Source organism: Streptomyces sp. NPDC006235, from assembly GCF_040613735.1.
Classification (GTDB): Bacteria; Actinomycetota; Actinomycetes; order Streptomycetales; family Streptomycetaceae; genus Streptomyces.
The window spans coordinates 15741-39653 of record NZ_JBEXSR010000056.1 but is presented as its reverse complement, the minus strand read 5'-3'; the positions used below and the strand labels follow the sequence as shown (position 1 = coordinate 39653).

Below are 23913 nucleotides of genomic sequence, written 5' to 3'. Positions count from 1 at the left end.
GGCGGCGATCCGCTCCGGCTGCCGCCGCAGGAAGGTCAGCGCCACCTGGTGCCCGAAGGCCTCCTCGTAGCGGCGGGGCTCGTCACCGGCCTGGAGGTCACCGCGGGCGGAGCGCCCCGGGGCGGGGGCGGCAGGCCACGGGACGCGGAGCGCCCGCGGGCCGCGGTCAGCCTGGCGGACTACCTGGCCAGGGGGCGCGAGTGAGGACGACGGGAGCGGTTGGCGGGGTGAGTAGGACGACGGGACCGGCCGGCGGGACGAGCAGGACGACAAGGCCGGCCCGTGGGACGAGCGGGACTAGCGGGACGACAGGGACCGTGGACACGACCAGAGGGACCGGGGAACGGACGCCATGAGTAACGCACTTGCCATCGCCCATGTCACCCAGGCCCTCGCCCTGCTCATCGAGACCAACCTGCCGCCGGACATCGACATCGCGGTCAAGGTCGAGCCGCGCAAGCCCCCGGCCGACCCGCCGACCGAACCCACCATCACCGTGTTCCTGTACCAGGTCACGCCCAACACCTCACAGCGCAACACCGACCTGCCCACCCGCGCCGCCGACGGCACGCTGGTCCGGCGTGCGGCCGCCCCGCTCGACCTGCACTACCTCATCAGCGCCTACGGTGAGGAGGCGGAGCTGGTCGGGCAGCGGCTCATCGGGTCGGTCGTGCGCACGCTGCACGAGATCCCCGTCCTGCCGAAGGACATCATCGAACTGGCGGGCGAGCGCGCCCACTTGTCCGGGAGCAACCTGGCGGAGGCGGTGCAGCGGGTGCGGTTCACGCCCACCGTGATGGACATCGACGAGACGTCGAAGCTGTGGGGGATGCTCCACCAGACGCCGTACACACTGTCCGTCGTCTACCAGGCCGCCCTGGTGTTCATCGACGGCCGCGAGGTCCCGGTGCCGGGCAAGCCGGTGGAGCGGCCCGAGGTACGGGTGCTGCCGTTCGGGGCGCCCGGCGCGCCGGTGCCGCCGAAGCTCCCCGAGGGGGGAGACCGGCCGAGCGTGCAGTCCGGGACCGGGGAGCCCCGGCCCGAGCCCGTGCGGGAGGCGAGCACACCCCCTGCGAAGTCCGCTCCTGCGAAGTCTGTTCCTGCCAAGGCGTCCGCGAAGGCCCCGGTGAAGGCCGCCGCCAAGGCTCCGGCGCGTGCTCGCAGGACCGCGACAGCGAAAAAGACCGCCAAGTCCCCTGCCGAGGAGACGAGGAACACGAAGTCCGGCGGCGAGGACGCGGAGAGCTGAGGCGGCACATGGCAGCGACGGGGGCAGGAGACGACATGGGAGCGCACGGTTCGCACGAGGTGCGGGAGCCGCGGTCGGCCGCCGCACACGGCGGCGGACCGACGCTGACCGCCGAGATCCGGCGTGTCCTGGCCCGCGTCGACGCCCATGCGCAGCGGGCCAGGAGCGGTGACGGTGACGTACCCGGGGGAGCTTCGGGGCCGGCCGACGGCGATGCCCGTGCTGCGGCCGGAGCCACCCCGGTCGCCGCCACCGGTCCCGGAACCGCTGCCCTCGACGCCCTCGTCGCCTGCTTCGGTCTCACCCCCTTCGAGCGGGACCTCGTCGTGCTCACCGCCGCCCAGGAACTCGACCCCACGACCGCCGCCCGCTGCGCCGCCGCGAGTGCCGACCCCGAGCGGGCCCACCCGACCTTCTCGCTCGCCCTGGCCGCCCTGGCCGAACCCCACTGGAGCGCCCTCACCCCCGTGTCGCCGCTGCGCCGCTGGCGGCTCGTCGAGCTGGACGACGAGACCCGGCTGACGACCTCCCGGGTCCGGCTCGACGAGCGCATCCTGCACTTCCTGCTCGGCTCGCCGTACCTGGACACCCGGCTGCACGGCCAGGCCCGCCGCACCCCCGTACCGGACCGGCTGCCGCCCTCGTACGACCTGGCCGCGAGCCGGGTCGCGGCGGGCTGGGCGGACGGCGCCCGGCCGGACGCGCCGCTGCTCGTCGAGCTGGTCGGCGGCGACCTGCGCAGCCGCGCCGACATCGCCGCGGCGGGCGCCGCACGCGCCGGACTCGGCCTGTACACGATGAGCGCCGAGGACGTCCCCACCGACCCCGCCGAGCGCGACCGGTTCGCCCGGCTGTGGCAGCGCGAGGCGATCCTGCTGCCCGCCGCGCTGCTGGTCGAGGCCGGCGAGCTGGACCGGGACCAGCAGGCGGCGACCGAGGCGTTCCTGGCCGGAGCCGCCGTACCCGTCGTCGTGTCGAGCGCCGACCCGCGCCGCAGCGACCGACCGCACGGCACCCGCGTGTCCGTGCCGCCCCTCGACGACGACGAGCAGTTCGACCTGTGGGCGGACGCCTTCCGGGACGTGGCCGACCTCGACGACGGCGAACTGCGGTCGCTGGTCGCGCAGTTCCAGCTGCCCCCGCACGTCGTGCGCTCCGCCGCCGCCACCGTACGGCGTGAACTGCCCCATGAGGACGAGCTGGACGCCGTCCAGCTCGCCTGGCGGGCCGGTCTGGACGAGGCCCGCATGGGCATGGACGAGCTGGGCCGCCGTATCGAACCGCGGGCCGGCTGGGACGACCTGGTGCTGCACGAGCGGCAGACGAACGTCCTGCGGGAGATCGTCGCGCACGTGCGCCAGCGCGCCACCGTCCACCAGGAGTGGGGCTTCGCGCAGACCCTGCGCCGCGGCCTCGGCGTCACCGCACTGTTCGCGGGCGGCTCCGGCACGGGCAAGACGCTCGCCGCCGAGGTGATGGCGAAGGAACTCGGCCTCGACCTGTTCATCATCGACCTCTCCCAGGTCGTCAGCAAGTACATCGGTGAGACCGAGAAGAACCTCCGCCGGGTCTTCGACGCGGCCGAGGCGGGCGGTGCGCTGCTGCTGTTCGACGAGGCCGACGCCCTGTTCGGCAAGCGCAGCGAGGTCAAGGACAGCCACGACCGGTACGCCAACCTCGAAGTCAGCTATCTCCTCATGCGGATGGAGGCCTACCGCGGGCTCGCCATCCTCACCACCAACATGAAGAAGGCCCTGGACAACGCCTTCCTGCGGCGTATCCGCTTCGTCGTGGACTTCCCCTTCCCGGCCGAGCACGAACGCGCCGAGATCTGGCGCCGCGTGCTGCCGCCGCAGGCTCCGGTCAAGGACCTCGACCCGCAGCTGCTCGCCCAGCTCACCGTGGCGGGCGGCTCGATCCGCAACATCGCCCTGTCCGGGGCGTTCCTGGCCGCCGAGGAGGGCGAGGCCCTGCAGATGCGGCACATGGCCGCGGCGGCCCGGACCGAATACCTGAAGCTGGAGCGCTCCTTGACGCCTACGGAGGTGCGCGGATGGGTGTGAACAGGCCGCATCGGGAGAGCACGGCCGGTCGTGCCGAGCCGCGCGAGATCCGCGTCGACATCGGCGAGCTGGTCCTGGACGGCTTCGGCCCGTCCGTGGACCCGCGGCGCGTATCGGCTTCGTTCGAGCGGGAGTTGACCCGTCTCGTACAGGAACACGGGGTGCCGCTGGCGGCGGACGGCGCCGTGTCGGTGGACGGCGTGTCGGGCCTGCCCCCGATGCCCGCCGGGCTGTCCGCGCGCCGGCTCGGCCAGGAGCTGGCCCGCGCGGTGCACGCGGGGCTTTCGGGCCGTGGGGAGGTGACGCGATGACCGCGTCCGCAGCTCAGGACTCCCAGGCGGCCCAGCAGGCCGCCGCCGAGCGCCGCCGCAAACGCAAGGAGCGCGCGGCGAAGAACCGCACGCCCGAGTCGAAGAACATCGTCAGCGGCGCCGGGCAGCCGCTGGACGCCGGTGTCCGCCGGGAGTTGGAGGAGCAGCTCGGCCACGACCTGGGCTCCGTACGCCTGCACACCGACCGCGACGCGAGTGCTCTCACCGGCATGCTGGGTGCGGACGCGGTGGCGGTGGGCCAGGACATCTTCTTCGGCGAGGGCCAGTACCAGCCGGGCACGGAGCAGGGCCGCGCCCTGCTCGCGCATGAGCTGCTGCACACGATCCAGCACCCGTTCGCCGGCGGCATGCTGGCGGCGGGCCGTGACCTGGGTCAGGTCAGCGCGCCGCACGAGGCGGCCGAGCGCGCCGCCGAGGATGCCGCCCAGGCCGTGGCGCGCGGCGAGCAGGTACCCGAGGTCGCCCCGGAGGCCAACACTCCGGCGTGGATGCGCTACACCACCGTCCACGCCGACCGCAATCGGCTCGAGCACCTCGACCCCGCCACGCTGGTCGACCGCCTCGCCAACACGGTCATCCGGGCGCTCCGCACCGACCCGACGGACAGCGCGCAGCGTGTCCGCGCCTCCCTGGCACCGCTCTCGGAGGAGCTTCAGGAGCGCGTACTGGATCGCCTGGAGCACCGGCTGCTCACCTCCGAGCACGACTTCGTGGTGGACCTGGTCACGGAGATCGACGAGGAAGGCCGGGCGGACAGCGAGGCCACCGCCCGGCAGCGCGGCCTCCTCGCTCCGGAGATCGAGGAGGACACCGCCGAGGACGTGCGGGCGGAGCGGGAGAGGGAGCAGGAGGCGGCCCAGGAGGAGCAGCGGCGCACCGAGCGGACAGGGCCCGCTCCCGGCCCGGAGAAGCAGTCCGTGGACGGGGACGGGGACGGGGCGGGGAACACCGCTCTCGCCGCGGGCAGTACGCCGGAGAACGCCGGCGGCACGATCCCGCAGGGCGGCACTCCGGGCGCGGACGCCGGGAAGGCCGAGGACGAGAAGGACTCCGACCCACTGACGGGTGGGGATGCGTCGAGCCCCAAGGGGGACGGTGAGCAGCCCGCATCACCCGCCGCGCAGTCGGAGCAGAAGCCGGGGCGGCAGGAGGCGGCCGGAGGGAAGGCCGGAGCGCAGGCGGGCGGTGAGAAGGCCGGAGCGCCGGCGGCCGGGAAGCAGGGCGAGAAGTCCGGCGCGGAGAAGAGCGGACAGCAGGGCCGGCGGCAGGACACGGGGAAGCAGGGCGGCGGGAAGGACGGCGACCGGGCCGAGGCGAAGCAGGCCGAGGAGAAGGCCAAGCAGGAAGCCGGTCAGGAGGAGGCGGCAGGCCCGCGCGCCGAGGACGAGGCCGCCGCCCAGGCTCGCCAGAGTGCCGCCGCGGCCGAGGCCGCCAGGAAGGACGAGCCCGGCCGCGACGAGGGCACCCCCACGGTTGCCGGCAAGGACGACGGGTTCCTCGGCCGCTCCAGCACACTGGACGGGGCGCGCGCCCAGGACCAGGAGGGCGAGGAGGAGCGGGAGGAACCCGCCGCCCAGGGCGGCGACTCCGAGGTGGAGGTCGGCGGCGGGGAGGAAAGTGCCTGGGACATCAAACTCAGGCCGGAGGACTTCCTTCCCGAGCAGGACCTCGACGTGTCGAACGTTCCGACCTCCGACCAGATCGATCAGTCCGCGGCGAACTCCGCCCCGTCCACGCCCTCTTTTCCCGCGCCGCCGCCGACCAAGGCGGACAAGGTGCGGGCGCAGCGCGAGCAGGAGGACGAGGAGGACGCCGAGCGCGAGGCGGCGGCGGAGAAGGACGACCCGGGCACCGAGGACTCCCCGCCCGTGCCCGGTGCCGAGGAGGAGGCGGCGGCGCAGAGCCGCCGTACGGAGAGCGAGCTTCGCCCCGAGGAGAGGCCCGAGCCGAAGCCGGCGCCGGGCGTGGCTTCCAAGGACCCCAAGCAGGGCGACGACCCCAAGGCCGGTCCGGTCGCCGCCGAGGCCAACGCGCAGGAAGTCAAGGACCGTTCGAAGGAGACGGGCGGTGGTACGGCCGAGCAGGCCGCCAAGGAGGAGAAGGGCACGCCCACCGCGGGCGGCCCCGGCGACAAGTCCTCGGGCGGCGGCGAGAAGGGCTCCGCGCAGGCCCGTTCCGACACCTCGGCCGCCGCGTCCCCGTCGGACACGGCCACGAAGGGAGCCGAGGGGGAGAAGGCGGCTTCCGACGAGGGCGCCACGGGCGCGGCGAAGGCCGAGGAGTCCCCCGGTCCGCAGGAGTCGAAGGGGCCCAAGGACCAAGCCGGGAGCGGCACTTCGGGAGGCTCCGCGTCCGGGGGCGGGACGACCGGCTCCGACAACTCGGCCGATACCGGTACGACACCGTCGTCCGCCTCGACTTCCAGACCGTCTTCGGACAGCGACAACTCCGGCCCGGACACGGCAAGTTCCGGCTCACGAACGGATTCCCGCTCCTCCTCCCGTACGGAGAAGCCGAGCCCGAGGGCACAGGAACCGCGTACCGAGGCCCCGAAGGAGCAGGCTCCGCAGGCGCAGAGCAGGGCCGACTCCGGCGGCGGGGGCGAATCCGGCTCCCGGCCCGCTCCGGCGGCAGCACGCGGTGGGGGCGGCGGTGGCGGCTCGACGAAGGGTGGCGCCAAGAGTTCCGCACCCAAGGGGAAGAAGGCGTCCAAGGCTGCCCCGGACCTCTCCGGTGTCTCCCCCGAGGAGGGCCTTTCCGCCGCGTCGAACCTCAAGCCGCACCAGGCCGTCGAGGCGATGGACAGCGTCGGCGGCGCCGTGGACAAGGATGTCGGCAAGGAACACAAGCAGCTGGCGTCCAAGCCGCCCGCCATGGACCGTCCCACCGGCGCCCCGAGGACGCTGCACGGCAAGCCGGACGCCGAGGAGGCAGCGCAGTACAGCCAGGACAAGGCACAGCGCGCCGCGGACGCCAAGGGCGAGAAGGCCGAGGTCAAGGGCGAGAAGAAGCCGGAAGGCAAGATCGAAGCCGAGGAGATGGAGGAGCCGGACTTCTTCGACCAGATCGGGATGATGGCCGGCTACGCCATCGGTGGGATCGGCGACTGGCTCGGCTTCGACGTGACGGCGGAAGACCTGGCCGCCCAATTCGCCGGGATGCCCACCAAGGACGAGGCCATGAAGGAGGCGCAGAACGGCACCGCGCCGGGCGTCGACATGCAGGGCCAGGCCGACGACAAGGCCACGGAGCAGGGCGGCAACACCGACGACAAGAGCCAGGAGGCCGCCGAGACCGGCGCCGACGACGCCGGTCGCAAGATGGGCGAGGACCAGGTCTACCCGGACGCGCCGAAGGAACGGCTCGAGGGGAAGGTGCCGGCCCAGCAGGGCGGCACGTCGAAGGTGGGCGGCGGCGGTGCGAGCACCGGTGCCGTACCGCCGGAGGCGGCCTCGGAAGTGGCCGAGCACGAACGCAAGCCGCAGTTCAAGAAGGCTCTCAGCGACGGCCGCCAGGACATGGGCAAGGGTCGGGAGAAGAAGACCCAGGACACCCGCAGGTCCCAGGACGAGCACAAGCGGCAGGTCGACAAGGAAGTCCAGTCCAACACCAAGGAACAGACGGGCAAGCGCGAGGGCGTCCTGACGGACGTGGACAAGCAGCGCTCCGACTGGACCAAGGAGCAGGACGAGGAGCTGAAGAAGCTCGGCACGAAGAAGTCCGACCGTGAGAAGAAGATCCGCGACGACGTCAAGAAGGAAGAGGAGGACACCGACAAGGACGTCGAGAAGGAGAAGGAGACCAGCGACAAGGACATCAAGGACAAGGGCGACAAGGCCGAGGAGGAAGCGGAGCAGAAGAAGGACGAGAACGTCAACGACTCCAAGGGCTGGTTGTCCAAGACGCTCGACTGGATCAAAGAGAAGTTCATCGAGCTGCGGGACAAGGTCGTCCAGATCATCAAGGACGCCCGGAACGCGATCATCGAGGCGCTGAAGAGCTTCAAGGAGACGGTCGAGGGCTGGATCAACGCGGCCCGCGAGGGCATCGTCGAGATGATCAAGCAGTTCATCGAGGACCTGATCGAGTTCGTCACGTCCTTGGTGGAAGCGGTCATCGAAATCGCCCGCCGCATCCGCAAGTTCATCACGGACCTGATCAACGCGGCGCTCGCGTTCGTCACCCAACTCGCCAACGCGCTGAAGCAGATCATGAAGGATCTGCTGGAATCCATCGCGAAGCTTCTCAGTGACATCCTGAACGTCCTGAAGAAGATGCTTCTCGACGTTCTCAAGGCGTGCAAGGACGCGCTCAAGTCGATCCTCGACTTCGCGACGAAGTTCATCGCCGCCTTCGGCGAGTTCATGATGATTCTCGTCGACATCCTCTCCGACCCCGGCGGCTGGCTGAGCGGCGCGAAGAACTCCGCGTACGACGGCGCGAAGAACCACCTCTTCAACGAGGTCAAGAGTGCCGTGAAGCAGTGGTTCAACGACAAGGTCAAGGAGATCACCGGCCTGACCGAAGCCGTCTGGAACAAGCTCATGAAGGGCGGCTTCACCGTTGAGAAGATCGCCAAGGAGGTGTGGGACGCGATCGTCCCCCAACTCCCGTTCATCATCGGTGAGATCGTCATCACGAAGGTGCTGGCGAAGCTGATCCCAGGCGCCGGCTGGGGCGCGGCCATCCTGGAGGCCATCCAGGCCGCGATCGGCTCACTGGGCGAAATCCTCAAGGCCATCGGCGCCGTCATCACCTGGCTGAAGTCCGTACGCCAGGGCGGCGCGGGCGTTCTCTTCGCCAAGGCGATAGCGGCCGGCATCGTCGTCCTGCTGGAAATGGCCTACGAGCTGATCCTCAGCGGGATCGGCAAGTACGTGTCGAAGGTGGGGACGCGACTGAAGGGCGTCGCCGCCAACTTGGGCAAGGACAAGGGCGGCGGCAAGGACAAGGCCAAGGACGGGCAGGGCGGGGACGAGGGCACACCCTCGTCGACACCGTCCAGGACGCAGACGTCCACGACACCGCCCGGGAGGAAGTCCGAGGACATGCCGGGCAAGCCGAAGGGCCAGGACGGTCCGGGCAGGCCGAAGGGGCAGGTTTCTCCAGGCAAGCCCAGGGACCTGGCCGGCCCGGCCAAGCCCAAGGACAAGACCAGCCCGGCCAAGCCGCAGGACAAGGACGCACCCGCCAAGCCCAAGGACAAGGACGGTCAGGCCCCGTTCTCCAAGCCCACGAAGCCCAAGGGCCCCACGAACAAGAACGACAAGTCCGACGGCAAGAACAACACCCCGAGCAACAACTCGACCAGGCCGACGCCGCCCACGTCCAAGGACAAGAACGGCAATCCCAAGAACAAAAACAAGGACGACGAGCAGGACACTCGGCCGACACCGTCGCCGAAGCCCAGCACGCCCGATCCGAAGAAGGCGAACGGTCCGGACAGCTCCAAGAAGGACCCCACCAAGGACCCCACGAGCAAGGAGCAGCGGCCCGACGGCGACAAGGACAAGGCCGACCCCAACGCCGACAAGGACAAGCCCGATGCCGGTGGCAAGGGAAAGAAGGACGCAGACGCCAAGCGCCGCGATGGCCGCAATGCCCCCGACGGGAAGGGAAAGGAAGAGAAGAAGGAGGAGAGAAGAGAGGAAGAGGAGTCCGAGGCGGCAAAGCAGGCCCGACTGGCGCTGATCGCTGCCAGAATCCGCCCGATCATCGAGGGAAAACTCGAGCCCGGAATACACAGGCAGACATTCACGGTACTTCTGGCTCAGCTGCGCCGACAGTACGGCCTCACCAGGCTGTACACATCGGGCGGGGAAGAGTTCCATGTCAGGGCGGTCCTGAACCCCGGCGTCACAATCACCCGCGGGGTCCTGAAGGACTTCATGAGGTATCTCGAAAATCAGCAACTACCGGACCCCGGAATCACTCCCGCACCACAGGACTACGGCAGGCCAGGAAAGGTTACAGAGGCGAAGTACGTCAACCCCGAGTGGGCACGTCTTAGCGGACAGAAGCCCAAGAGTACAGACCACACTGAAGGATGGGAGTACCTTGAGAGGTACGGCCTGACCAGGGTTCCCGGCCAATGGGACCGCATGCATCTGATCCCTCGAGAATTGGGAGGGCCGGCCAAGGGTTCGAATTTCGTCCCCGCGCTGAACTCTATAAATCGCCCCTTCTACAGCGGCTTCGAGGTATTCCCTGCCCAAAAGTTCGGATCGGCGAAGTCGTCCATTCCCAGGTCGGCAGACCCGGGCTGGTACAGAGTGAACCTGAAGCGCTACGAGGGAACGAGTCCCCAGGCCTACCCGAACGGTCACACGTATCCGAAGGGATTCCCCGACGAGATCACCGCCGAGTGGGGAATGTACCAGAAGATAAAGGGGACCGGTAGAAAGCGATCCGATTGGAAGAAGCTGCCGGCAAGTAAAAGCACCACCTTGAACACCTTCATTCCGCCCCCATTGCCGAACCCCAGTCACCGGCCTGCCTCCTCCGTCCCGATCAACACCGCAAGCCGGGGTGACATCGAATTGGCATTCAGGTTCCGAACTACGGCCACTGCCAAGAAGGTTCAGAACAAGGTGTTCATGAACGCATTCATGGAAGTGCGCAATGGTGCGGCGCCGGGAACGAAGGCGTTCAAGAGCTTCAGCGAACTGAGTCATAAGATGCGGAGCTACAGAAACGCCAGAGGAAAGCCGCTGGAGGGTCTCCCGGAACTCCTGGCAGTGCTGAGAGTGCGCCTCAAGCACGGCTACTTCACATTCAAGTGAAACGGCCATCACTTCTGATTGGAAAAGCGCAGAATGCCACACTTCACCGCCAACGAAGAGCGACACCTCGCCTCCCTGCGCGAGCTGGCGAACTGCCCGTACATGGACGTCGAGTACGAGGACGTGGGTCAGCTGACTCCGTCCTTGGGGGAGCTGCCGCCCCTGACTGAATTCAACGAGAAATGGAAGGGTGTCCAGCTGGACGACGACATCGTTTCGCACAGCCTGAGGTTCACTGAATTCGGTGCCTGCTGGTCCACCCTGTCCGAAGACGAATACGACGATGCGGGCGACGATGAAGGGGGCGGCGGTCTCGCCGGCGTGGAACTCTCCGAGATTCACGGCGAATTCTTCCTGCGCTCCATTCATGACATTTTGAGCCAGCCGGAAGGTCCCGCTGACCCGGTGGAGAGCGAGTTTCAGCGAACGTTTCTCTCCGAACTGCGCGTCATGGATCAGACGCCCCGGTCCGGAGCCGGTATGCTCACGTATCTGCGTCTCAAACCGGGCTCCAGCCCATTGGAGATCTGGTACAGCGACATTGCGGCCATCGGTGCTTCCCCGTACCCCTTGGGGTTCATCAAGATGGACATCACGTACAGCGAATACCTGGACGCACTGCTTCTCACCAAGGGGACGTACGGGTGGCAGTACCTGTACACGGACATCTCACTGGCCGACGGCTTCTCGGAGACAGTTGAGTATCTCGAAGGAATGCTGAGCCTCTTCCCTCGGATCTTCCCGAACTACGACTACTCCGACCTGCGCACCCGCCTGGAGGCCCGCCTGTGACCCGCTACGCCGATATCCCCAAACCCATCCGCTCCGGCATAGTCCTCCTGGACCCCGAACGCGGCACCCCCCAACGCATCATCGTGCTCCAGTTCAACCCCGACACCCTGGAACGCAGCCTCTCGCCCCAGTCGGCAGGAGGCAGTGGGGATTCCGGCGGAGGAGGCAGTGGGAGCGGGGACAGAAACGAGGCCCTCCGCCTCAAGGGGCCGGCCCAGGAAACCTGGAAGTTCACCGCCGAGATCGACGCCACCGACCAGTTCGAGATCGCCGCGCCCGACGGTATCCACCCCCAGCTCGCCGTCCTGGAAATGCTCGTGCAGCCGACCTCCGCGCAGCTCAGGGAAGCGAGCCGGCTGTCGAAGAAGGGGACCATCGAGATCAGTCCGATCGAGATGCCGCTGACCCTGTTCACCTGGGGCAGCAAGCGCGTCATGCCCGTGCGGCTGACGGAGCTGTCCATCAACGAGTCCGCCTTCGACGTCAACCTCAACCCCATCCGGGCCTCCCTGAGCATCGGCTTGAAGGTGCTGACCGTCAGTGACCTGCCGCTCGGCCACCCCGGCGCCGAGCTGTACTACGCGCATCTCGCACAGAAGGAACGCCTCGCCGGCGCGGCACGCACCGCGGGGCTCGGATCGCTGGGGCTCAGGCCCGGTGACATCGCGGTGGGAAGGGGCTGAGTACCGGACATGGCCGGCATCGAACCGTACGAGAGCGCGCTCGACGCGATACCCGGGGCACACCCGTACCCGCGTACCAGCCGTTACCACGACGCCGAGATCGGAGTGCACCGGCAGCCCGACGGGACCGAAGTGCGTTACACCAAGCGCCGGTTGCTCCCGCCTCTCGAGGAGAGCGAGGACACGCAGGTCCACACCGTGCGGACCGGCGAGCGTCCCGACCTCCTCGCCCAGCGCTACTTCGGCGACCCCGGCCAGTGGTGGCAGATCGCCGACGCCAACCCCGTACTGGACCCGCGTGAGCTGACCGCGGAGCCGGGCAGCGAGGTCGACATCCCGCTCGCCGGGCACTTCCCGCGGGGGGACCGGCGTGTCTGAACTGCCGGTGGGCCGCGGCCCCGTTCACATCACCCTGCACATGGGACCGCAGTTGGTGCGGCCCGTTCCCGCCGAGGTGACCGAGGCCCTGCTGTCGGCGCAGATCACGGCCACGGCAGGGGAGCGCAGCGGTTTCCAGCTGGCCTTCGACCTCACCAAGAACGGACTCATCAACCGCACCCTCCTGCCCGAGGGCTTCTTCGACCCGAAGACGCGTCTCGTCGTGACCGTCACCGTCCGCGGCACGCCCGAGGTGCTGTTCGACGGGCTGATCGTGCGCCAGGAGGTCGGGGCCAGCAACCAGCCGGGGCACTCCACCCTCACCGTCACCGGCGAGGACCTGGCCCTCGTCATGGACCTGGAGGAACGCACGGACCGGTACCCCAACATGCCGCCGTCGCAGCGGGTCCTGACCATCCTGCGCCGCTACTCCGGCTACGGCGTCCGGCCCGACGTGTACACCGAGAAGGTCACCCAGCCCCCGCACCAGGACCTCCGCGTCCACTACCAGACGGGCACCGACCTCCAGTACATCAACGACCTCGCCCGGGCCAACGGCTACACCTTCTACCTGGAGCCCGGCCCGGCCCCCGGGCAGTCCAGCGCACGCTGGGGGCCCGAGGTCCGCCTGGGCATCCGCCAGCACGCCCTCAACGTCAACATGGACGCCCACTCCACCGTCGACCAGCTGACCTTCGCCTACGACGGGACGGCGCGGGAGGAGCCGCAGGCCCGCTGGCAGGACCCGGGGACCCGGCAGTCGACCCTGCTGCCGCAACCGCCGATCAGCCCGCTGCGGCCGCCCCTCGGCAAGCGGCCCACCCCCGCCCTGAAACGCAAGACGCTCTCCGGCACCGCGAAACAGCAGCGGGAGCAGGCCGAGGCCGAACTGCTCGCCCGGGCCGCCGTGTCCGCCGACGTCATCTCCGGTTCCGGCTCGCTCGACGTGAACCGGCACGGCTACATCCTCCAGCCGCGCCAGCTGGTCGGCGTGCGCGGCTCGGGCCGTACGTACGACGGCGACTACTACGTCAAGTCCGTCACGCACATCCTGCGTCCGGGCTCCTTCCGGCAGAACTTCACGCTCTCCCGAGAGGGACTCGAAGCACGCAGCGCCTACGTCAGGCCCTGAGCGCCCACCTCTGGCCTGATCGGCGCTCACGTCAGCCCTGATCCACCCGAACCGATCATCACGACCAGGAGCAGTACACATGGCGGCACCCGGCAATCGCTACCTCGGCAAGTTCCGCGGACGGGTCGTGGACAACAACGATCCCCTGCACATCGGCCGCATCACCGTCGAGGTCCCGGACGTCCTGGGGGACGAGCCGTCGACCTGGGCGCTGCCCTGTCTGCCGTTCACGGGGCCGCAGGCCGGGCAGTTCGCGGTGCCGTCGCCCGGGGCCGGTGTGTGGGTCGAGTTCGAGCAGGGCGACCCCAGCTTCCCGGTGTGGACGGGGTGCTGGTACGGGGAACAGGCCGAACTGCCGCCCGACGCCCGCCGGCTCGTCCAGCCGACGTCCCAGGCCAAGCCCGTCGTGGTCCAGACACCCGAGGCGCACAAGATCGTGATGAGCGATCCGCCCGGCACCGACCAGGGGATCCTGCTCCAGGCCCAGGGCGGGGCGTACATCCGCATCACCAAGGAAGCCATCGTCATCTCCAACGGCCTGGGCGCCGAAATCACCCTGCGCGGTGACCAGGTGGACATCAACGAGGGTCAGTTGACCGTCGCATCCAAGCGATAGGAACGGGGGAAGGAACAACGTGTCCGGGACATCCGGGAGTCTGCTCGACACCGCCGCCGTGATCGGCTGCCCGCACGGCGGGCGCGTCACGGCGGCCACTCCACCGGCCGGCGGCGTACGCGTCGCGGGCGCCGCCGTCGCCACCACCGCGCACAGCTACGTGGTCACCGGCTGCCCGCACACCGTCGACCGGGTGCCCATGCCGTGCGTCACGGTCCGCTGGACCGCGGGCAGCAGCGGCATCACCGTCGACGGCGCGCCCGTGCTGCTCGACATCTCCGCCGCACAGTGCTTCACCGCGGCCTTCGTCCCGCAGGGACCGCCCGTCGTCCAGGGCACGCAGCGAAAGGTCACCGTCCGATGAGTCCCACGAGCCGCGGGACACGCCCCCGCAGCGACATCGCCTTCCCGTTCCGCGCGGACCGCCGCGGACGCACCGCGCACGCCACGCACGGCGAGCACGTCCACGACCTGATCGAGCAGCTGCTGTTCACCAGCCCCGGCGAGCGCGTGATGCGCCCCGACTTCGGCTGCGGGCTCCTCGACCTGGTGTTCACACCCAACAGCCCCGAACTGATCAGCACGCTCGAACTCTCCGTGCAGGCCTCGCTCCAGAGCTGGCTCGGCGACCTCATCGACGTCGAAGCCCTCGACGTCGTCAGCGACGACCACGTCGTGCGCGTGTACCTGTCGTACGCCCTGCGCGCCACCGGCACCCGGCACGAGGACGTCTTCGAAGGGAGGGCGGCATGACCACCGGCACCACCGCGTCCCGCCGGTCCCGTGTACGGGCCGCCCAGCTCAACGGAGTCGACACCGTCGAGGCCGGCGACGACGGCCTGCTGCTCACCGTCACCTTCCTCGGCAAGGCCCCGCACGGCCTCGGCCCCGAGAACGTCCGCATCGACGGCGGCCGGCGCGTCACCGGCATCACCGCCGTCGACGTCAGCGTCGAACGCGAGGAGGACCCGGAGCTCGACGACCGGCTCTACGTCACCCTCGACAAGGCAGGCGACACCTCCCGCTACCGGCTCTCCCTCGTCGAGGCCGACCCGTACGGACGGCCCGGCACCGAGCCGTACCGCGGCTTCGACCAGCGCTACCACAGCGCCACGTTCTCCTTCCGGCCCGACTGCCCCACCCCCTTCGACTGCAAGGACCAGGACCAGCCGGAGCCGGACTTCCCCGCCGCGCCCGTCATCGACTACACCGCCCGCGACTACGACACCATCCGCAAACTGCTCCTGGACCGGCTCGCGCTCACCACCCCCGACTGGGTGGAGCGCAACCCCGCCGACCTGGGCACGACCCTCGTCGAACTCCTCGCGTACACCGGGGACCAGATCAGCTACCAGCAGGACGCGGTCGCCACCGAGGCCTACCTCGACACCGCCCGCCGCCGCGTCTCCGTACGCCGTCACGTGCGGCTCATCGACTACGCGATGCACGACGGCTGCAACGCCCGTGCCTACGTCACCGTCCGCACCGCGGACGACCGGACGCTCGCTCCGGGCACCTTCCGCTTCGCCTCCGTCGACGTGCGCAGCCTCGACCCGCACGACCGCCCCGAGCCGGGCACCGTCATCGACGAGAGCGAGCTCGGCGACCTCGACGAGCGCGGCTCGGTCGAGGTGTTCGAACCGGTCGTCGCCACCGACCCGCTGGAGCTGCGGGTCGCGCACAACGCGATCCGGCTGTGGACGTGGGGCGGAGAGGTGTGCACCCTGCCGAAGGGCGCCACCGCCGCCACCCTGCGGGACGCCTGGGTGGACCCGGAGACCTGCCACGAGCGCCGTCTCGACCTCAAGCCCGGCGACGTCATCGTCCTGGAGGAGGTGAAGGGCCCGCGCACCGGCACCCCCGGCGACGCCGACCCCGCCCACCGCCAGGCCGTCCGTCTCACCTCCGTCACGCCCGGCGTAGACCGGATCGAGGACCAGCCGGTCCTGGAGGTCACCTGGGCCGCCGGGGACGCGCTGCGTTTCCCGCTCTGCCTCACCACGCGCGGCGGACGCGACTGCCTGCCCGTCGACGACGTCACGCTCGCCCGCGGCAACGTCGTCCTCGTCGACCACGGCCGGACCCTGACCGGGCTGCCCGAGACGGTCACCGTGCCGCCCGTGCCCGCCGTGGTCGCTCCGTGCGACCCACCCGCGTTCGGCTGCCGGGACACCGAGGACGGCAACGCGCCCGCGCGCCTCATCAACGCCCTGACGGACAAGACCCGGTCGGGCCGGGCGCTCGTCCCCGACGACGTCCGCGAACTCTTCGAGGTCGTCGGCGAGCGCGCCACCGCCCGCGCCGGCCTCGGCCTGGAGAGCGCCGGGCAGCGGCACGAACAGGTCGTCCCCGGCACGGCCTACGCCCAGACCGCCGCGTTGCGCATGCTGCTCGCCCAGTCGGTCTACCCGGGCATCGCGCCCCGCTTCCGCCCCGTCCTCGGCCGCACGCCCGTCACCCAGGCGGTGCCCTTCCCCGACCCCGCCACCGTCGCCGCCGGGCAGGCCGAGCGGATCGCCGCCATCCCGGGCCGCATCCGGCAGCGGCTCGTCGAACTGTGGCGCAGCGCCCGCGACCGGGACGGGCTCGGCGAGCAGGAGGTCGCCGAACTAGCCGTGGTCTACGGCCTGAACGTGCTGGAACGCCTCCAACTGCGCCGCCACCCGGTCCGCGCCCTGCGCGAACTGCTGTACCGCAGTGACCAGTTGCTCGACACCAAGCTGCGCCGCGTCGAGGTGCTCGCCGCCCGGGCCCGCGCGGGCACGGTCCTCGACGGGCACATCGCCTGGGAGATCGCCCACAGCTGGGGCCCGGCCTACGCGGCCGGACTCCACCCCGAGGAGACGGTGCTGCGCGGATCGGCGACCGCCGCCCTCGCCCAGGACCCACGCCGTGCGCTGCCCGCCGTCCGCGTCGAGGGCGACGACGAGACCTGGGAGCCGTGCCGCGACCTGCTCGACAGCGGTCCGCGCGACCGGCACTTCGTGGGCGAACTGGAGGACGACGGCCGTCTGGCCCTGCGCTTCGGCGACGGCCGGCACGGCGCGAGGCCCACGCCCTGCTCCCGGCTGGCCCTGCGCTACCGGCTCGGCGGCGGCACCGCCGGTAACGTCGGCGCCGAGGCCATCAACCACCTTGTCGTGCAGGGTGATTGCGAAGCCCCGGCCGTCGCCGTACGCAACCCCTTGCCAGCGGTCGGCGGTACCCAGCCCGAACCCGTCGAGCAGGTACGCCAGCTGGCCCCGCTCGACCTGCGCCGCACCCGGCTGCGCGCCGTGACCGCCGAGGATTACGCGGCCCTCGCGGGTGAACTGCCGGGCGTGCAGCGGGCGGCGGCCGCACTCCGCTGGACCGGCAGCGTCCAGGAGGCGCACATCGCGATCGACGCGTACGGTACTGCCGCCCCGTCGCCGAAGCTGCTCGACTCGGTCGCCCAGGCGCTGGAGACGTATCGGCGCATCGGCCACGACCTCGTCGTGGGCCCCGCCCGCCTGGTACCGCTCGACATCGCGCTCACCGTGTGCGCCGAGCCGGGCCACCAGCACGGGCAGATCCTCGCCGAGCTGTACCGCGTGCTCGGCAGCGGACGGCTGCCGGGCGGACGGCTCGGCTTCTTCCACCCCGACGCGCTCACCTTCGGCGAACCGGTCCGGCTCAGCCGCCTGGTCGCCGTCGCCGCGGCCGTCCCCGGAGTGGCGAGCGTCGAGATCACCCGGCTGCGGCGGCTGCACGGACAGGACCGAGGAGAGAGGGAGGACGGCGTGCTGCGGCTCGGCCCGCTGGAGATCGCCACCTGCGACAACGACCCGGACCGGCCGGAGAACGGCCTGCTGGCGATATCCCTGGGAGGTGCCCGATGACGGACCCGCATCCCGTCACCGCGTCCGACGAGTGCGGCTGCGGCGGCGCCTGCCGCGGCGGCCACGACGAGCGCCTCGCGCCGGCCCCGCTGCACAACCCGCCCGGCCGCACCGCGCTGGACTACCGCGTCGGCGAGTACGGCTCCTTCCTGGCCGCCCTGCTCGACCGGCTCGCCTCACCCGCCTACCCGGCGCTGAACCGGCTCACCGTCCGCACCCCGGACGACCCGGCGATCGGCCTGCTCGACGCCACCGCCGTCCTCGGCGACCTGCTCACCTTCCACTCCGAGCGCATCGCCGACGAGGCCTACGTCCGCACCGCGAACGAGCACCGCTCCCTGGTGCTGCTCGGCCGGCTCGTCGGGCACCGGCCGCGCCCCGGCGTCGCCGCCGCCACGCACCTGGCGTACACCCTCGAACGCGACCCGCGCGCCGAGTCCCAGAACGTGCTGATCCCGCGCGGGGCGCGCAGCCACAGCGTGCCCGCGTCCGCCGGCGAGGAGTCGCTGACGTTCGAGACCAGCCGCGATCTGTCGGCCCGCTGGGACTTCAACGAGCTGAAGGTCCGCCGCCGCCGTCCCTCGCTCGTCACCCCGCGGGATCTGGAGAAGCGCTCCGAGCTGTTCGTCGAGGGCACCGCGCACTCCCTGCGGACCGGTGACCAGCTGCTGTTCGTCTTCGGGGAAGGCGCCGGCGGCGAGCGCAAGCTGGTGTCGGTGGCGGACACGCGCGTCGACCGGGACGACGACGTCACGGCGATCTCCCTGCCGAAGTCGGCGCCGCGGAGTGTGAAAGAACTTGTCGACGAGGCGCGGCGCTGGACGGCTCCGCCGGTGCAGCCGGGGGAGCCGGGGGAGGAGCCACCGACCCCGGAGGTGCCCAACCCGCGGCCGGTCAGCCGGCTGATCGAGGATTTCGAGGACCAGGTCCTTGCCCCGCTGCGGGCCGACCTGGACGGCGTCAGGCCCCCCGAGCGGCTCGCGGCGCGGCTCGCGGAACCTCTCGCCCGGCTCGGTGAGGCTCAGGTGCTGGCCGAGCCGTATGAGGACGTGGCGGAGTGGTTCGAGCGGTTGGAAGCGGTGCTCGCCGAACTCGCCGAGCGAGCGCTGGAGTTGGCGCCTGCTCAGACGGATGAGGAGGGTGCGTCGATGGGTGGTCGGCCGTCTGTGGCGCCGTCTGGGCCGGTCGCGCAGTTCCCCGCGCCCCTGAGGGGCGACTCGCGCACTGCCGCTTGGGATGCCCTGGGCGCCATACTCCCCGCCCTTCGCGCCACCACGCCCGCCCCAGTGGGCACCTTCGGCCGACAACTCCCCGGCACCGACACCGCCCGCCTCCTCTCCGCCCTCAACCCCGGCCTCGGCAGCCTCTACCCCGCCTGGCGCACGGCCGCCGCCCCCGGCGTCCCGCAGCTCCTGCGCGAACTGCTCGCCCTGCGCGTCACCGCGGCCCCCTTCGGTGCCACGGCTCCGCTCAAGCCGGTCCAGGACGACCGCGGCCGGGTCATCCGTACCGCCGACTGGCCGCTGACCGGAGCGGTGCTGGCGACCATGCGTGTCGTGTACGACACGGCGGGCAAGAGCCCGGTCCGGGCCGAGTTCCAGTACGTCGAGGGCAGCAGTTCCGACCAGCGCGCGGAGAACCTGCCCGTGACCCAGCCGGTCACCTTCACGCTCGGTCCCGGCCAGGTCGAGCTGTCCGTGCGCTCCGGCCAGGACCGCGACCTGAGCTGGCTCAACCGGCGGCCCGCCGACTCCCAGGAACCCGGCGTCACCGCCCGCCTCCACTCCGGCCTGCCCGAGCGCACCTTGTTCGTGTCGCGGCCCGACGACGAGGGCCTGGTCCACGTCGGCGTCCACAACGGAACGTCGGAGCAGATCGCCCTTCGGCCGGGCGCCGCCGAGCAGTTCACGCACGGCGAGCACGAGGTCAGCCTCAAGTACACCGTGGGCACGGCCGAACCCAACGTCGAGATCGTCATCGCCACCAAGCCGGAGCAGGTCAACCGCAGCACGCTCCAGCTGGACACCGTGCACGAGGGCATCACCGTCGGCAGCTGGGTGGCGATCCAGCGGCCCGCCAAGGGCGCCGACAAGGGCGTCCCCGGCGATCCGAAGCTGGCGTTCGTCACGACCCAGGTGAAGGCTGTGCGCACGGCCGCGTACACCAACTACGGCATCACCGGCCGCGGCACCGAACTCACCCTCGCCGACGCCTGGCTGGACGAGTTCGACGTGCTCCTGTCGCACATCCGCGACACCACCGTGCACGCGGCGGGCGAGCCGCTGCGCCTCGCCGACGAACCGCTCGGCGAGGACGTGCACGGCAACGAGATCGAACTCGCCGAGCTGTACGAGGGCCTCAGGCCGGGCCGCACGCTCATCGTCGAGGGCGAACGCAGCGACATCCCCGGCACGGCAGGGGTGCGGGCCACCGAGGTCGTCACGATCGCCGCCGCCGACCCCGCCGCTGACCGCCGGATCCCCGGCGACCACGTCCATACCCGGCTCACCCTCACCGCCGACCTCGCCCACCGCTACCGCCGTGAGACTGTCCGCGTCCTCGGCAACGTCGTCGAGGCCACCCATGGCGAGAGCCGCGAGGAGGCCATCGGCAGCGGCGACTCGGACCGCGTCAACCAGACCTTCGCGCTCTGGCAGTCCCCGCTGACCTGGCTCGCCGACGACAATCCGCTCGGCGCCACGCCGGTGTTGGAGGTCCGGGTCGACGGGGTGCTGTGGCACGAGGTCGACAGCCTCGCCGGACGCGGCCCGACCGAACGGGTGTACATCACCGGCTCCACGGCCGACGGCCGCACCACGGTGACCTTCGGCGACGGTGTGCACGGCGCCCGGCTGCCCTCCGGTCACGAGAACGTCCGCGCCCGCTACCGCTTCGGCACCGGCAAGGCCGCGAACGTCCCGGCGGACCGCGTCACCCAGCCGCTCACCCGGCCCCTCGGCGTCACCGCGGTCACCAACCCGCGCCCCGCCACCGGCGGCGCCGACGCCGACGGCCCGGGCCTGACCCGCCGTACCGTCCCGCTGGCCGTCTCGGCCCTGGACCGGCTGGTCTCCGAGTCCGACTACGAGGACTTCGCCCGCTCCCGGGCCGGCGTCGGCCGGGCCTCGGCGCGCGAACTCTTCGACGGGCGGCGGCGCGTGCTGCACGTGACGGTCGCGGGCACCGACGACGTGCCCATCGCGCCCGACTCCGACACCCTGCGCGCGTTGCGCGGCGCCCTCACCGAGTACGGCGACGCCAATCTCCCGGTCCGGGTGGACGGCAGGGAACTGGTCCTGCTGCTGATCGCCGCCAAGGTGAAGGTGGCCCCGGATCACGCCTGGCAGATCGTCGAACCGCGCCTGCGGCAAGCCCTGCTGAACCGGCTCGGCTTCGAGGGCCGGGAACTGGGCCGCCCCGCCCGTCTCTCCGAGGTGCTCGCCACCGCCCACACCGTGCCCGGCGTCGACTACGTGGACGTCGACGTCTTCACCGGCGTGCCCGCCTCCGCCACTCCGAAGGAGCTCACCGAGCTGCTCACCCGGCCCGGCCCGCCCAGGGCGACCGTCCCGGCGCACCCGGCGACGTACGACGAGAAGACCCACACCGTCCGCGCCGCCGACGGCGAGACGCTCTCGGAGATCTGCGCCCGACACGGCCTGCCGCTGGCCGAACTCCTGCGCCTCAACCCCGACATCACCGACACCCGGCGCCTGCCCAGGGGCCGTTCGGTGTACGTCTTCCGCGGCATCCGCCCGGCCCAGCTCGCGCTGCTGTCGCCCCGGGCCGCGGACACCCTGATTCTGACGGAGGTCAAGTGATGTCCCCGGACACCCAGTTGGAGACGCCGGCCCCGGTGGTGCCCAGGGAACCCGACGGGCTCGCCGAACTGCTGCCCCGCTGGCACCTGCTGCGCGACGCCGAGGAGGGCGAGCCGCTGCGCGCCCTGCTCGCGGTGATCGCCGAGCAGCTCGACCGCGTCCGCGACGGCGTCCAGCAGGGCTACGAGGACCTGTTCGTGGAGACGGCGGCCCCCTGGGTGCTGCCGTACCTCGGCGACCTGGTCGGCTACCGCACCCTGCCCGGCTACGAGCGCGTCCTGACCACCGGCCTGCACGAGGGCGGACGGGCGGCCCTCGCCGAGGCGGTCGCCCCACGCCGGGACGTGGCCGCCACGGTCGCGAACCGCCGCCGCAAGGGCACCCTGCACCTCCTGGAGGAACTGTCCGAGCGGGTGGCGGGCTGGCCCGCGCGAGCCGTCGAACTGTCCCGGCAGGTCGCCCACACCCAGCCGGTGAAGCTGTACGGCACCGGGGAGCGCGGTGCGCGCGGACGCCTCGCCGACCTGCGCGACGGCGCCGAACTCGCCATCAGCGGTGGCCCGTTCGCCAACGCGGCCCGTACGGTCGACGTCCGCCGCGCCGAGTCACGGCACCGGCAGGGCGGCTGGAGCCCGGCCGGCGTCGCGCTCTTCGTGTGGCGGCTGAAGGCGTACCCCCTGACCCGGAGCCCGGCCTACTGCATCGACCGGGCCCGCAACCTCTACACCTTCTCGATCCTCGGCAACGACACCCCGCTGGTCACCAAGCCGTTCCCGGAACCCTCGCCGGCGCACATCGCCACCGCCGACAACGTGCCGGCGTTCGTCACCCGCCGCCTCCTGCACGACCGGCTGCTCGACTACTACGGCCCCGGCAAGAGCTTCGTGATCCGCCTCGACGGCGAGGACAACCCCGTACCGCCCTCGGACATCGTGGTCGCCGACCTGTCCGACTGGCGCTACCGGCCCAAGCGCGGCCAGGTGGCCGTCGACCCCGAGCTCGGCCGGATCGCCTTCGGGTCGCGCTCCGCGCCCCGGCAGGGCGTGTGGGTCGACTACCGCTACGCGTTCGCCGCCGACATGGGCGGCGGCGAGTACGAGCGCGACCGAGAACCACGGCCGGACGCCGAGGTGTACCGGGTCGGTCCGGGGCAGCCGTACCGGCAGATCATGGACGCCTACCGGGCCTGGCAGCACGACCGGCGGGCCGACCGCACCGGCCCCGCCGGCATCATCGAGATCACGCACAGCGGCGCCTACCAGGAGCAGCTGGACTTCGACCTCGACCCGGGCGACCGGCTCGAACTGCGCGCCGCCGAAGGCACCCGCCCCGTCGTCCGCCTGCTCGACTGGTACAGCAACCGCCCCGACGCCCTCAACATCCGTGCGGTGTCCGACGACTGCGCCCCGCACGAGCGGCCCCGGGTCGTCCTCGACGGGCTGCTCGTCGCCGGGCGCGGCATCAACGTGGCGGGCGCGATGGGCGCCGTCGTCCTGCGGCACAGCACGCTCGTGCCCGGCTGGTCCCTGGAACCCGAGTGCGCGCCGCACTCGCCCGAGGAGCCGAGCATCGTCCTGGACCGCACCACCGCCTGCCTCCAGATCGAGCACAGCATCCTCGGCACCATCGAGGTCATCGGCGACGAGGTGAGCGAGGACCCCCTCGACATCCACATCCGCGACAGCGTCCTCGACGCCACCGCAGACGACCGCGAGGCCCTGTCCGCCCCGGACTGCCGCCACGCCCACGCCGTACTGCACCTGCACCGCACCACCGTCATCGGCGAGATCCACACGCACGCGGTGAAGATCGCCGAGAACAGCGTCCTCACGGGCCGGCTCCACGTGGCCCGGCGCGGCATCGGCTGCCTGCGCCACTCGTACGTCCCCACCGGCTCCCGCACCCCGCGCCGCCACCGCTGCCAGCCCGAACAGGCCCTGGGCATCAGCCCGTTGTTCACCTCCCAGCGCTACGGCACGCCCTGGTACGGGCTGCTCGCCGACCGCTGCCCCGAGGAGATCCGGCGCGGCGCGGACGACGGCGCCGAGATGGGTGCCTTCCACGACCTGTACCGGCCGCAGCGCGAGGACGGCCTGCGGGCCCGGCTCGCCGAGTACACGCCCGCGGGCACCGACGCCGGGATCTTCTTCGTGACGTGAGGCGCGCACCCGCCACCGACCTTGTGAACCCGCACTTCTGAACCAG

General features: G+C 71.1%; 14 protein-coding genes and 1 pseudogene. All 15 read left to right on the top strand.

Annotated features, from left to right (window positions below):
• A pseudogene (locus ABZ192_RS39135) lies at nt 1–204 on the top strand (hypothetical protein); the annotation flags it as partial.
• A 148-nt stretch (nt 205–352) separates the two neighbouring features.
• Nucleotides 353–1249 carry a DUF4255 domain-containing protein gene (locus tag ABZ192_RS39130; protein WP_356929227.1) on the top strand — a complete coding sequence of 299 codons (897 nt, stop codon included), beginning with the start codon at nt 353–355 and terminating at the stop codon, nt 1247–1249.
• Between the two features lie 35 nt (nt 1250–1284).
• Nucleotides 1285–3312, top strand: a complete 2028-nt coding sequence (locus ABZ192_RS39125; protein ID WP_356929226.1) for an ATP-binding protein — start codon at nt 1285–1287, stop codon at nt 3310–3312.
• Nucleotides 3309–3623 carry a hypothetical protein gene (locus ABZ192_RS39120; RefSeq protein WP_356929225.1) on the top strand — a complete coding sequence of 105 codons (315 nt, stop codon included), beginning with the start codon at nt 3309–3311 and terminating at the stop codon, nt 3621–3623. Before ABZ192_RS39125 ends, ABZ192_RS39120 begins: the two co-directional genes overlap by 4 nt.
• Nucleotides 3620–10426 carry a DUF4157 domain-containing protein gene (locus tag ABZ192_RS39115; RefSeq protein WP_356929224.1) on the top strand — a complete coding sequence of 2269 codons (6807 nt, stop codon included), beginning with the start codon at nt 3620–3622 and terminating at the stop codon, nt 10424–10426. Before ABZ192_RS39120 ends, ABZ192_RS39115 begins: the two co-directional genes overlap by 4 nt.
• A 33-nt stretch (nt 10427–10459) precedes the next feature.
• Nucleotides 10460–11218, top strand: a complete 759-nt coding sequence (locus ABZ192_RS39110) for a hypothetical protein (protein WP_356929223.1) — start codon at nt 10460–10462, stop codon at nt 11216–11218.
• The gene (locus ABZ192_RS39105; protein ID WP_150479283.1) at nt 11215–11901 is read left to right on the top strand and encodes a hypothetical protein; all 687 of its coding nucleotides are present in this window, start codon (nt 11215–11217) and stop codon (nt 11899–11901) included. The genes ABZ192_RS39110 and ABZ192_RS39105 overlap by 4 nt, the downstream gene beginning before the upstream one ends.
• 9 nt (nt 11902–11910) lie before the next feature.
• Entirely contained in the window at nt 11911–12279 is a 369-nt protein-coding gene (locus ABZ192_RS39100; RefSeq protein ID WP_356929222.1) for a hypothetical protein, read from the top strand.
• The gene (locus tag ABZ192_RS39095; RefSeq protein WP_356929221.1) at nt 12272–13411 is read left to right on the top strand and encodes a hypothetical protein; all 1140 of its coding nucleotides are present in this window, start codon (nt 12272–12274) and stop codon (nt 13409–13411) included. Before ABZ192_RS39100 ends, ABZ192_RS39095 begins: the two co-directional genes overlap by 8 nt.
• Nucleotides 13412–13490: 79 nt before the next feature.
• Nucleotides 13491–14027: a phage baseplate assembly protein V gene (locus ABZ192_RS39090; protein ID WP_356929220.1), complete on the top strand. Its 537-nt coding sequence runs from the start codon at nt 13491–13493 to the stop codon at nt 14025–14027.
• A 19-nt stretch (nt 14028–14046) separates the two neighbouring features.
• Nucleotides 14047–14391 carry a hypothetical protein gene (locus ABZ192_RS39085; RefSeq protein WP_356042155.1) on the top strand — a complete coding sequence of 115 codons (345 nt, stop codon included), beginning with the start codon at nt 14047–14049 and terminating at the stop codon, nt 14389–14391.
• A complete protein-coding gene (locus ABZ192_RS39080; RefSeq protein ID WP_010037478.1) occupies nt 14388–14780 on the top strand; it encodes a GPW/gp25 family protein in 393 nt (130 codons plus the stop codon). The genes ABZ192_RS39085 and ABZ192_RS39080 overlap by 4 nt, the downstream gene beginning before the upstream one ends.
• On the top strand, nt 14777–17887 hold the full coding sequence (locus tag ABZ192_RS39075; RefSeq protein WP_356929219.1) for a putative baseplate assembly protein: 3111 nt from the start codon (nt 14777–14779) through the stop codon (nt 17885–17887). The genes ABZ192_RS39080 and ABZ192_RS39075 overlap by 4 nt, the downstream gene beginning before the upstream one ends.
• A complete protein-coding gene (locus tag ABZ192_RS39070) occupies nt 17884–21708 on the top strand; it encodes a putative baseplate assembly protein (protein ID WP_356929218.1) in 3825 nt (1274 codons plus the stop codon). The genes ABZ192_RS39075 and ABZ192_RS39070 overlap by 4 nt, the downstream gene beginning before the upstream one ends.
• A complete protein-coding gene (locus ABZ192_RS39065) occupies nt 21708–23867 on the top strand; it encodes a hypothetical protein (protein WP_356929217.1) in 2160 nt (719 codons plus the stop codon). The genes ABZ192_RS39070 and ABZ192_RS39065 overlap by 1 nt, the downstream gene beginning before the upstream one ends.
• Nucleotides 23868–23913 lie beyond the last annotated feature (46 nt).

Excerpts from the sequence above, each read along its gene's own strand:
- ABZ192_RS39130 (WP_356929227.1), top strand. The coding sequence starts at position 353 with ATGAGTAACGCACTTGCCATCGCCCATGTCACCCAGGCCCTCGCCCTG.
- ABZ192_RS39100 (WP_356929222.1), top strand. The coding sequence starts at position 11,911 with ATGGCCGGCATCGAACCGTACGAGAGCGCGCTCGACGCGATACCCGGG.
- ABZ192_RS39070 (WP_356929218.1), top strand. The coding sequence starts at position 17,884 with ATGACGGACCCGCATCCCGTCACCGCGTCCGACGAGTGCGGCTGCGGC.
- ABZ192_RS39115 (WP_356929224.1), top strand. The coding sequence starts at position 3,620 with ATGACCGCGTCCGCAGCTCAGGACTCCCAGGCGGCCCAGCAGGCCGCC.
- ABZ192_RS39075 (WP_356929219.1), top strand. The coding sequence starts at position 14,777 with ATGACCACCGGCACCACCGCGTCCCGCCGGTCCCGTGTACGGGCCGCC.
- ABZ192_RS39090 (WP_356929220.1), top strand. The coding sequence starts at position 13,491 with ATGGCGGCACCCGGCAATCGCTACCTCGGCAAGTTCCGCGGACGGGTC.
- ABZ192_RS39065 (WP_356929217.1), top strand. The coding sequence starts at position 21,708 with ATGTCCCCGGACACCCAGTTGGAGACGCCGGCCCCGGTGGTGCCCAGG.
- ABZ192_RS39110 (WP_356929223.1), top strand. The coding sequence starts at position 10,460 with ATGCCACACTTCACCGCCAACGAAGAGCGACACCTCGCCTCCCTGCGC.
- ABZ192_RS39080 (WP_010037478.1), top strand. The coding sequence starts at position 14,388 with ATGAGTCCCACGAGCCGCGGGACACGCCCCCGCAGCGACATCGCCTTC.
- ABZ192_RS39125 (WP_356929226.1), top strand. The coding sequence starts at position 1,285 with ATGGGAGCGCACGGTTCGCACGAGGTGCGGGAGCCGCGGTCGGCCGCC.